At 65.2% G+C, this 9372-nt stretch carries 9 protein-coding genes and 1 riboswitch; of the genes, 5 read left to right on the plus strand and 4 right to left on the minus strand.

Going from position 1 to position 9372, the window contains the following annotated elements:
- Nucleotides 1-79 precede the first annotated feature (79 nt).
- Nucleotides 80-299, minus strand: a riboswitch (cobalamin riboswitch).
- 40 nt (nt 300-339) lie between these two features.
- Both cobO and ACXJMY_RS02735 read left to right on the plus strand, forming a co-directional pair.
- The gene (gene cobO, locus ACXJMY_RS02730) at nt 340-975 is read left to right on the plus strand and encodes a cob(I)yrinic acid a,c-diamide adenosyltransferase (RefSeq protein WP_456617774.1); all 636 of its coding nucleotides are present in this window, start codon (nt 340-342) and stop codon (nt 973-975) included.
- A 12-nt stretch (nt 976-987) separates the two neighbouring features.
- Nucleotides 988-2436: a cobyric acid synthase gene (locus ACXJMY_RS02735; RefSeq protein WP_456617775.1), complete on the plus strand. Its 1449-nt coding sequence runs from the start codon at nt 988-990 to the stop codon at nt 2434-2436.
- On the opposite strand, the gene cobD is transcribed toward ACXJMY_RS02735, so the two are convergent.
- Entirely contained in the window at nt 2425-3390 is a 966-nt protein-coding gene (gene cobD / locus ACXJMY_RS02740) for a threonine-phosphate decarboxylase CobD (RefSeq protein ID WP_456617776.1), read from the minus strand. The genes ACXJMY_RS02735 and cobD overlap by 12 nt on opposite strands.
- Nucleotides 3391-3401: 11 nt before the next feature.
- Nucleotides 3402-4343 (minus strand): adenosylcobinamide-phosphate synthase CbiB, encoded by a 942-nt coding sequence (gene cbiB, locus ACXJMY_RS02745; protein WP_456617777.1) that lies wholly within the window; start codon nt 4341-4343, stop codon nt 3402-3404.
- A gap of 124 nt (nt 4344-4467) precedes the next feature.
- On the opposite strand from cbiB, the gene cobU reads away from it, so the two are divergent.
- From cobU to bluB, 3 genes are read left to right on the plus strand one after another with little or no spacing between them, the layout of a single operon-like run.
- On the plus strand, nt 4468-4971 hold the full coding sequence (gene cobU / locus ACXJMY_RS02750; RefSeq protein WP_456617778.1) for a bifunctional adenosylcobinamide kinase/adenosylcobinamide-phosphate guanylyltransferase: 504 nt from the start codon (nt 4468-4470) through the stop codon (nt 4969-4971).
- Entirely contained in the window at nt 4968-5750 is a 783-nt protein-coding gene (gene cobS / locus ACXJMY_RS02755; protein WP_456617779.1) for an adenosylcobinamide-GDP ribazoletransferase, read from the plus strand. Before cobU ends, cobS begins: the two co-directional genes overlap by 4 nt.
- A 4-nt stretch (nt 5751-5754) precedes the next feature.
- Nucleotides 5755-6387 (plus strand): 5,6-dimethylbenzimidazole synthase, encoded by a 633-nt coding sequence (gene bluB, locus ACXJMY_RS02760; RefSeq protein WP_456617780.1) that lies wholly within the window; start codon nt 5755-5757, stop codon nt 6385-6387.
- A gap of 58 nt (nt 6388-6445) precedes the next feature.
- Here bluB and ACXJMY_RS02765 read toward each other — a convergent pair whose 3' ends face one another.
- A complete protein-coding gene (locus ACXJMY_RS02765) occupies nt 6446-7561 on the minus strand; it encodes a hypothetical protein (protein WP_456617781.1) in 1116 nt (371 codons plus the stop codon).
- A gap of 115 nt (nt 7562-7676) precedes the next feature.
- On the minus strand, nt 7677-9371 hold the full coding sequence (locus ACXJMY_RS02770) for a ShlB/FhaC/HecB family hemolysin secretion/activation protein (protein ID WP_456617782.1): 1695 nt from the start codon (nt 9369-9371) through the stop codon (nt 7677-7679).
- Nucleotide 9372: the final 1 nt, after the last annotated feature.

Raw genomic sequence — 9372 nt, forward strand, 5'->3', positions numbered from 1 at the left:
AATAGCGGGAGGCGATGAGGCGCACGGACCCTGACTTGCGGAGGCCCGCTTCCCCGTCGCGGAACACCCCGTCCGCCGGTCCAAAACTTCCGCGCTGGCAGGTCTCCCGGCTTGCGGAGCAGGGTTTTGCCCTACGATCCCCGCCTTCCCGATCCCGCGAGGGATCAGTGGCTTTGGGCATCTCTCCGGTCACGGTCGCGGGGGCGGCTGCATTTTGGACCCAAATCTTGCCGATTCGGACCCTATCGCATTCCCTCTTCGCCTGTCATAGGACAGGAACCAACGCCGGCCCACCATTTGCCCCCGGCCGCCACTTGTCAAGCCGAAGGACCCTGTCCGATGACGCCTGAACCGGATCCCCAGACGGCCGAGGAAACCGACGCCCGCCACGCTGCGAAAATGGCGAAGAAGAAGGTCGCCCGCGACAAGATCATGGCGACCAAGAGCGGCGAAAAGGGCCTCATCATCGTCCACACCGGCGCCGGCAAGGGCAAGTCCTCCTCCGCCTTCGGCATGGTCGTCCGCTGTGTTGCCCATGGCTTCCCCTGCGCCGTCGTGCAGTTCATCAAGGGCGCCTGGGACACCGGCGAGCGGCGCCTGCTCACCGGCCATTTCGGCGATCTCTGCCAGTTCCATGCGATGGGCGAAGGCTTTACCTGGGAGACGCAGGACCGCGCCCGCGATATCGCAGCAGCCCGCGCCGGCTGGGAGAAGGCCAAGGAGCTGATCCTCGATTCCAATCTGCGCATGGTCGTGCTCGACGAGATCAACATCGCGCTGCGCTACGACTATCTCGACATCACTGAGGTCGTCGACTTCCTGACAACGCACAAGCCGCCGATGACGCATGTCGTCCTCACCGGGCGCAATGCCAAGGACGAGCTGATCGAGATCGCCGACCTCGTCACCGAGATGACGCTGGTCAAGCACCCCTTCCGCTCCGGCATCAAGGCGCAAGCCGGCGTCGAGTTCTGATTGGGCTCAGCGATGGCGCGCGCATTGATGATCCAGGGGGCCGGCTCGGACGTGGGCAAGTCGCTCATCGTCGCCGGTCTCGCACGCGCCTTTGTGCGTCGCGGCTTGCGCGTGATGCCTTTCAAGCCGCAGAACATGTCGAACAATGCGGCGGTCACCATTGATGGCGGCGAGATCGGCCGCGCGCAGGCGCTTCAGGCGCTCGCCGCGGGCGTCGAGCCGCACACCGACATGAACCCGGTGCTGCTGAAGCCCGAAACGGATGTCGGTGCGCAGGTCATCGTCCAGGGAAAGCGCATCGCGACCGCGCGGGCGCGTGAGTATGCGGCGATGAAGCCTTCGCTGATGGGCGCCGTGCTGGAGAGCTTTGAGCGGCTGAAGGCGCGCGCCGATCTCGTGCTGGTCGAAGGCGCCGGCAGTCCGGCCGAGGTCAATTTGCGCAAGGCCGACATCGCCAATATGGGTTTTGCGCGCAAGGCTGACGTGCCTGTGGTGCTCGTCGGAGACATCGATCGTGGCGGCGTCATCGCCCAGCTCGTCGGGATCAAGACGGTGATCGATCCGGATGACGCCGCGATGATCCAGGGCTTTGTCATCAACAAGTTCCGCGGCGATCCCACCCTGTTCGATGACGGCTACCGGTTGATCGAACAGAAAACATCCTGGCGCGGCTTTGGCGTGCTGCCGTGGTTTGCGCACGCCGGCGAGCTGCCGGCCGAGGATGCGCTGGGCCTCAGCGACGCGCGAAAACCCGGCCAATGCAAGATCGCCTGTCTCGCGCTGTCGCGGATCGCCAATTTCGATGATCTCGATCCGCTGAAGCTCGAACCGGGCGTCGACCTGGTGATGGTGCGTCCGGGTGAAGCCATCCCCGGCGATGTCCGTCTCGTCATCATCCCCGGCTCGAAATCGACGCGCGGCGACCTTGCTTTCCTGCGCGCGCAAGGCTGGGACATCGATCTCGTGGCGCATCACCGCCGGGGCGGCCATGTGCTCGGCCTCTGCGGCGGCTATCAGATGTTGGGACGCAGCGTCGCCGATCCCGATGGGATCGAGGGACCGGCTGGCGACACGCCGGGCCTCGGGCTTCTGGACGTCACGACTGTGATGAGCGCAGAGAAGACGCTGACACGCGTTTCCGCCGTTCATGCGGCAACGGATCAGCCGATCCAGGCCTACGAAATCCATATCGGCCGCACCGACGGGCCGGATCGCGCGCGGCCCTTTTCGAAGCTCGACGGCGCGCCGGAAGGCGCGATCTCGCGCGATGGGCACGTGCAAGGCAGCTATTTGCACGGCCTGTTCACGTCCGACGATTTCCGCAAGGCGTATCTCGCAAGGCTCGACATTCCCGCGGGCGACGAGCCGTATCACGCCAAGGTCGAAAGCGCGCTTGATGCCCTCGCCGATCACATCGAAAAGCATCTCGACGTCGAAGGCCTGCTCACGCTAGCGCGCTAGCACCTCGGCCACGCGCGCCCATTCGGCTTCGCTGCCCGGCAGCCCCAAGCGCAGCCAAGTCGGCTTCGGCGCGAAGACGCGGGACCAGATATGGCCACGCGCCAGCCTCGCCTGCGCGACAAGCGCGTCATCGGTCTCGTAGAGACGAAACAGCGGCGTGCCGCCGACAAGTTGCCAGCCCTGCGATTGCACAATGGCATCAAGCCGAACGCTGTCGCGCACGAGGCGCGCTGACGTCGCTCTGGCCCAATCGTCATCGCGCAAGGCCCGGCAGCCGACCGCGATCGCCGCTCCTGATACTGGCCACGGCCCGGACACCGCAGCAAGCTTGGCGATGTCGGCCGCATGGCCAAGCGCGAAGCCGAGCCGCAGGCCGGCGAGTCCGTAGAACTTTCCGAATGAACGCAGGATCAACAGCCCTTCGCGGCCCGCTTCGGAGGCAAGCGACAGATGCGGAACAGCGTCGGCAAAGCTCTCGTCGATCACCAGGCGCCCGATGCGCGGCAGCAGCGCCAACAAATCCTTTGGTGGATGACACCGGCCGTCGGGATTGTTGGGATTGACGACGATGGCGAGGTCGGCGCCTGCCAGCGCGTCGAGCTCGCTGACCTCTTCGACCTCCCAGCCGGCGGATGACAGGACCGGTGCATACTCGTTATAGGTCGGTGCGAGAATGCGGGCCCGGCCGCGCGGCGCGAATTGCGGCAACAGTTGAATGGCGGCCTGCGCGCCCGCCATCGCCACGACCGGCGCGCTGGTGCGATAGGCGTGTTGCGCCGCCTGATGCAGGGACTCGATCAGGGATCGCGACGGCAATGCATTCCAATGATGCGAGCCGATCTCGCCCACCGGATAAGGCAGCCGGTTGATCCCCGTCGAGAGATCGATCCAGTCCTCGGCGCGTCCGCCAAAACGCTGCTGGGCTTGATCCAGATTTCCACCGTGCTCGCGCATGCCCCGTTCTTTCACGTGAAAGCCAGGATCGCAAGGAGGCCTGCGAGCAGCAGCATGGCGCGGCGGTAGATCGTCAGTCCCTGCCCGATGTCGGCGGCGAGCGGATCGCGCGCGCCTTCGTTGAGCCAGGGCTCGTCGGTCGCGCTGCCGTGATAGATGCGGGGACCGCTGAGCCGCACGCCGAGCGCGCCGGCCATCGCCGCCTCCGGCCAGCCGGCGTTGGGCGAGCGATGACGGCGTGCATCCCGAGTCATGCACGACAGCGCCTCCGATCGCCGCGGTGCGAGCAGCACGAAGAGAAAACCGGTCAGGCGCGCCGGAATGAAATTGGCGACATCGTCGATGCGTGCAGCAGCCCAACCGAAGGCTTCGTGGCGTTCGGTGCGATGGCCGATCATGGAATCCAGCGTGTTGATCGCCTTGTAGCCGACAATCCCGGGCAGGCCGAACAGCGCGCCCCAGAACACGGGCGCGACGATACCGTCGGAAGCGTTCTCCGCCAGGCTCTCGATCGTCGCCCGCGCAATGCCGGCTTCATCGAGCGCGGCCGGATCGCGCCCGACGATGCGCGAGACCGCCTCGCGCGCGCCGGCGATGTCGCCGGTTTGCAGCGGCTTCGCGACGGCCGCGACATGGTCATGCAGCGAGCGTAGCGCGACCAGCGGCCAGGCCAGGACGCCGACCAGCACGATCTGGATCCAGCCCGAGGGAAGCAACGCCTGAACCGTCCAACCCAGCGCAACGGAGAGCGCGATCACCGCGAGCGCTCCGGCAATACCCGCGGCGCGACGAAGTGCCGGTGGATCGGACGGCCGATTCCAGGCGGCGTCGATGCCAGCGATCAGCCGGCCGAGCCAGGTCACGGGATGGCCGATCCGCGCGAACAGCCACGACGGCCAGCCCGCCAAGGCATCCACCGCCATCGCCACAGCCATCGCCCCCGCAAAGCCCACGCACGTCTCCCATCTCGCTCCCCTGTTGCGCAAAGCCCGGGCCGAGCGCAAGCCCCCGGGCAGCGGATTTCGGCTTTGTCTTTGGTCGCGTTTGGTGATTAGTGCTGGCCGACAGGAGACTTTTATGGCCGTCATCTTGATCACGGGCGGAGCGCGATCGGGCAAGAGCACCCGCGCGGAAGCGCGTGCGCGCAGCCTTCCGGGCCAGCCCGTGTACATCGCGACGGCCGAGGCGCTCGATGGCGAAATGGAGACGCGCATCGCAAAGCATCGTGCACGGCGCGGAACCGACTGGATCGAGCGCGAGGTGCCGCTCGATCTGGTGCAGGCACTGGTCGCAACCGATGGCGGCGGCGCAAGGCTGGTGGACTGCCTGACCCTGTGGCTCTCCAACCTGATGCATGCGGAGCGCGACTGGGAGAGCGAGATCAGAGAGCTTGCCGGCACCCTGCCCCGCCTCAAGAGCCCGGTCGTTCTCGTCACCAACGAAGTCGGCCTCGGCATCGTGCCCGACAACGCGCTGGCGCGCAGCTTTCGCGACGCCGCCGGGATCATGAACCAGATCATCGCTGGTGTCGCCGATGAGGTCGAGTTCGTCGTCGCGGGCCTGCCGATGAAGCTGAAATGATGCCGCGCATCGAACTTCTGCGAGACGTCATCGCCGATCTCAGGATCGCGGCGTCCTTCGTCACGATCCTGCCGGTGGCATCGTCGAAGCCCACCGGTGACGGCGCTGTCGCACGCGCAACCTGGGCGCTGCCGGTCGCAGGGCTGCTGGTCGGCCTCGCGGGCGCCGCGGCCTATGCGATCGCGAGCAGGCTCGGATTGACACCGGGCCCTGCCGCCCTGCTCGCGCTGGCCACCACCGTCCTCGTCACCGGCGCGCTGCACGAGGACGGCCTCGCCGATACCGCCGATGGGCTCGGCGGCGGGCGGACGCGCGAGCGCAAGCTCGAGATCATGCGCGACAGCCGGATCGGCAGCTATGGCGTCTGCGCGCTGATCCTGTCGTTCGGCCTGCGCTGGAGCGCGCTCGCGGCGATCGCCAATCCGTGGGCCGTGGCGCTCGCACTGTGCGCCGCGCATGCGGCGGCCCGCGCGGGCGTGCCGGCGTTGATGTCGCTGGTTCCGCCGGCGCGGCCTGATGGTCTGTCGGCAAGCGCCGGATCGCCGCCGGGCCGCAGCGTCGCCATCGCCTTTGCTGTTGGAACACTCGCGCTCGCCCTCGCGCTCGGGCCGGGCAAGGCGCTGGTCGGCCTGATCCTGCTGTCGCTCGCCGGGCTGATCCTGGCGCGGCTTGCCGTCCGCCAGATCGGCGGGCAGACCGGCGATATCCTCGGCGCCTACGAGCAGATCGGCGAGATCCTCATTCTGCTGGTAGCGGCATCCTTCCGGATGGGAGGTTGATCTCATGGTCGAGTTCGACGACGCCTTCCGCCAACATCTGCGCGAGTTGTTCGTGTGGCGCCGCGACGTGCGCCGCTTTCGCAGCGATCCGCTCCCGGACGACGCCATCGATCGCCTGATCGAGACCGCCTGCCTCTCACCGTCGGTCGGCCTCAGCCAGCCCTGGCGCTTCGTTGTCGTTGAAGATGCCGCACGACGCCGCGACGTGATCGACGACTTCAAAGCATGCAACGCCGATGCACTGAATTCCTACGCCGGCGAGCGCGCCGCGCGCTATGCCACGCTGAAACTGTCCGGTCTCGAACAGGCGCCCGGTCATCTCGCCGTGTTCGCGGACAAGGCGAACGACATCGGCCACGGCCTCGGCCGCTCGACCATGCCGGAGACGACGGAATATTCGGTGGTCGCCGCGATCACCGCGATGTGGCTCGCCGCGCGCGCCGACGGCATCGGCCTCGGCTGGGTATCGATCCTGAACCCTGAGCGCATCCACACCATTCTCGACGTGCCGGAAGCCTGGAAGTTCATCGCCTATCTCTGCATCGGCTATCCGGAGACCGAATGCGATCAGCCCGAGCTGGAGCAGGCGAAATGGGAACAGCGGCGGGGAGCGAGCGAGTTCACGCTGCGGCGCTGAGCGCGGCATAGATCGACAGAGCCGGGAGGCCGCAAGTATGGCCGAACTTGGCCTGCTCCTATTGTAGTGCAACAATCTTCTCCTGCGCGAGCACTTTCAATAGCGCGCCTGTACCGCACTGAGGGTCCTTCATATTGGGATCAAATACGCCGTCTCTGACGTACTTCCCGGACACGTACAGATTTGTGCACCCCCAGACATATGGCGATCTGACATTGCGACTACGGTAGCCAAACCCATCGAAGCTTTCCAGCTTGTACAAGACCATACCGACGCTGGACCAATCGGTGTCTTGCCAGCGATAGATGTTGACGATGTCGACTGTGCTGTCTTCCCAGGAAAACGGAGGATTGCCTTCCGCAGGCCGCCCTTTCGGCACCCTCACGGTCCTGTCGGTCAGCGGATCACCGTTGAGGTGATATGAAAAATCACCGTCGCAGCAGCGGTGATGCAGCAATCCCACGACATACCACGGCACGCGCGTTTTAGTCTCGATCGTCTGATACCGCTCCTTGCCCGTCCTTATGCGCTCGGCGACCTTGTCCAAATAGGACATACGCGACGGATCGATGACCGCCTGGTCAAAAAGCTGCTCGCCTTCCGACTGAATGGCCTTCGAATCGAACCGCGAGGAAGAAGCCGACGAGGTCGGTACCGTAATGTTGCTGTCCTGCCTTGCGTATCCGACCTCCGCGTAGTTCCAGTCAAGCTCTCGCCGCAGCTTGTAGATCTCAATTTGCTCGGTCTCATTTGGCTTCGAAAGCGTGCCCAAGTGCGCCGCGCGTGTCTCCTTGTCATTGATGCTCAGTCGTATCGCGTCACGGCGCTTTTCCAGCCCCTCATGATACAACCTCCATTGATCCCTGGTCTCCTTGTCCGAGACATAGGAGAAATATTCCGAGAAGCGCAGGCGCAGCTCGATGTCCTGGTTCAGCGCGGTGTCGATGAATTTCGAGATATAGGTCTGGTGCAGGTCCTGGGCCTTGCTCTCGGCTTCCTTCGTCTTGATGGCAAGATCAAGCCGCGCCTTGTAGGCTTCGACCCCGGCCGGAATGGCGACCGCGACGCCCCCGCTGATCAGCGTGCCCCAGATCGCCTGCCAGAAGCCGAGGCGCAGGCGATAACGCTCGAGGCTCTGCGGGACCTGCTCGGCATTCGGATCTGTGGCGGCCATTTGCGCTCGCTCAACCGGTAGCGGAACTGGCTCATGCAACCCCAAGGCGTCGATTTAATCAACCGCGAACTTCGCCCTGCGACCGATTGGCCGGCGCACCGGGCCCGGGGCTAGGCTACGACTTGCTCTTGCCGGCAACGGCCGCCACAGGCGCGACGTTTTGCTGCTTCTCGAACATCAACAACGGCCGGAAGATGACGCGGCCATAGGCCTCGTAGTGGTTCTGGGTCGAGACCGCCATCTTCAACGGCGTCGCGTAATTTGCCTCGAACGTCAGAAACGACGCGTAGGTCCAGGAGAAGCCGACGCCGACCGAGCCCAGCTCGGTGACCCCGGGGAATGTCGAATACACCGCGCCCCAGTCGGTGAAGATGTAGGTGTCGAATCCCCTAAGCCAGGACGACCAGTTGTAGTGCAGCTCGGCGTTGAAATAATAGCCGCTGTCGCCGGACGCCGAGTTGGAGGGATAACCGCGCACGGTGGTGGGACCGCCGATCGAGAAGATCTGGTCGCCCGGCAGCAGCTTTTCCTGCGTGTACTGCCAGCTCGCCAGCACGTTGGCGCTGAAATTCTGAGGCCCCGCGGCGCTGGTCGCGATCAGCGAGCCGGTATAGGTGTTGAACGCGCGGTTGTTGCCGAGCACATAGTCATGCCACGCGACGTAGTTCACCGCCGGCGAAACCGTGATCGAATAGGTGTTGCCGGAATTGGTCACCGAGAGCCCGGCCGTGGCCTTGTCGTAGCGATCGTCGGTCACCGAGACCGTGGCGAAGCGACTGACCGTCTTGCCCTCGGTCTCGGCGGCGTTGAGCAGCACCAGCCAGTTCTGCGTCACCCAGACCGGCTGGCTGAAATTGACGGCGGCCTGGCTCGAGCGTCCGGTGACGTCGAGCGCGACGAACGGTCCCTGGATGATCTTGATCTTGCCTTCGGTGTAGCTGACGCCGACGCGGCCGCCCCAGGGGTTGACCGGGATGCTGTAGGCAACATTGCCGTTGAGATTGCCGTCGGAGCGGACGCCGTAGAAGGTCAGGCGGTCATCGACGCCGAACAGGCCGTGGCGCTTGTAGAAGGCCCCGCCCTCCCAGCGTCCGGTGTTCTCGACGCCCTGGTTGTCGGTGAAGAGCTGCAGGGTGTCGATCGGCGGCTCGATCACCGCGAACTGGAGGTCGGTCAGGCCGAAGCTCGTGCCGGGCTGGAGCAGTGCCTTGATCTGCACGTCGTTGGTGCGGTTGAACCAGATCACGTCGCGATTGAGTTTTGGAACGTCGAGGACCTCGCCTTCGGGCTCCTTGACGCGCTGAAGGATGTAATCGGTGCGGGTCTGCTTGTTGCCCTCGATGGTCGTCTTCTGGAGCCGGCCCTCGGTCAGCTTGATCCGAACCACCCCGTCCTTGGGATCCTGCTCCGGCAGGGTCGCGATTCCCGTGACGATGCCGCGCTCGGTGTAGATGGCATTGATGTCGGCGACGAGCTGCAACAGCGCCGCGATGTCGACATTCTTGCCGACATATTTCTTCGCGATCTCGTCAAGCTCTGCCGGCGTGATGAACTTCGACGCGTCGAACTCGACCTTGCGTAGGCGGAATTTTGGACCGCCCGGCTTCAGGAGCTGGGACTTCTCCCGCTCGCCGCCGATCACCGCCGGCCCGGTGAGCTTGGGCGGCGCGCTCTGCTGTTCGAGCTGCCGGCGCTGCCGGTCGACGTCGTTCTGGATCACGCCGGGATTGATCGAGGGCACCTGCGCGCGCGCGGACGCGATGCAGCAAGCTGCTAACCCGACCCCCAATGCAGCCCCCAGAATCCGCATC

Source organism: Bradyrhizobium sp. P5_C12 (genome assembly GCF_054049735.1).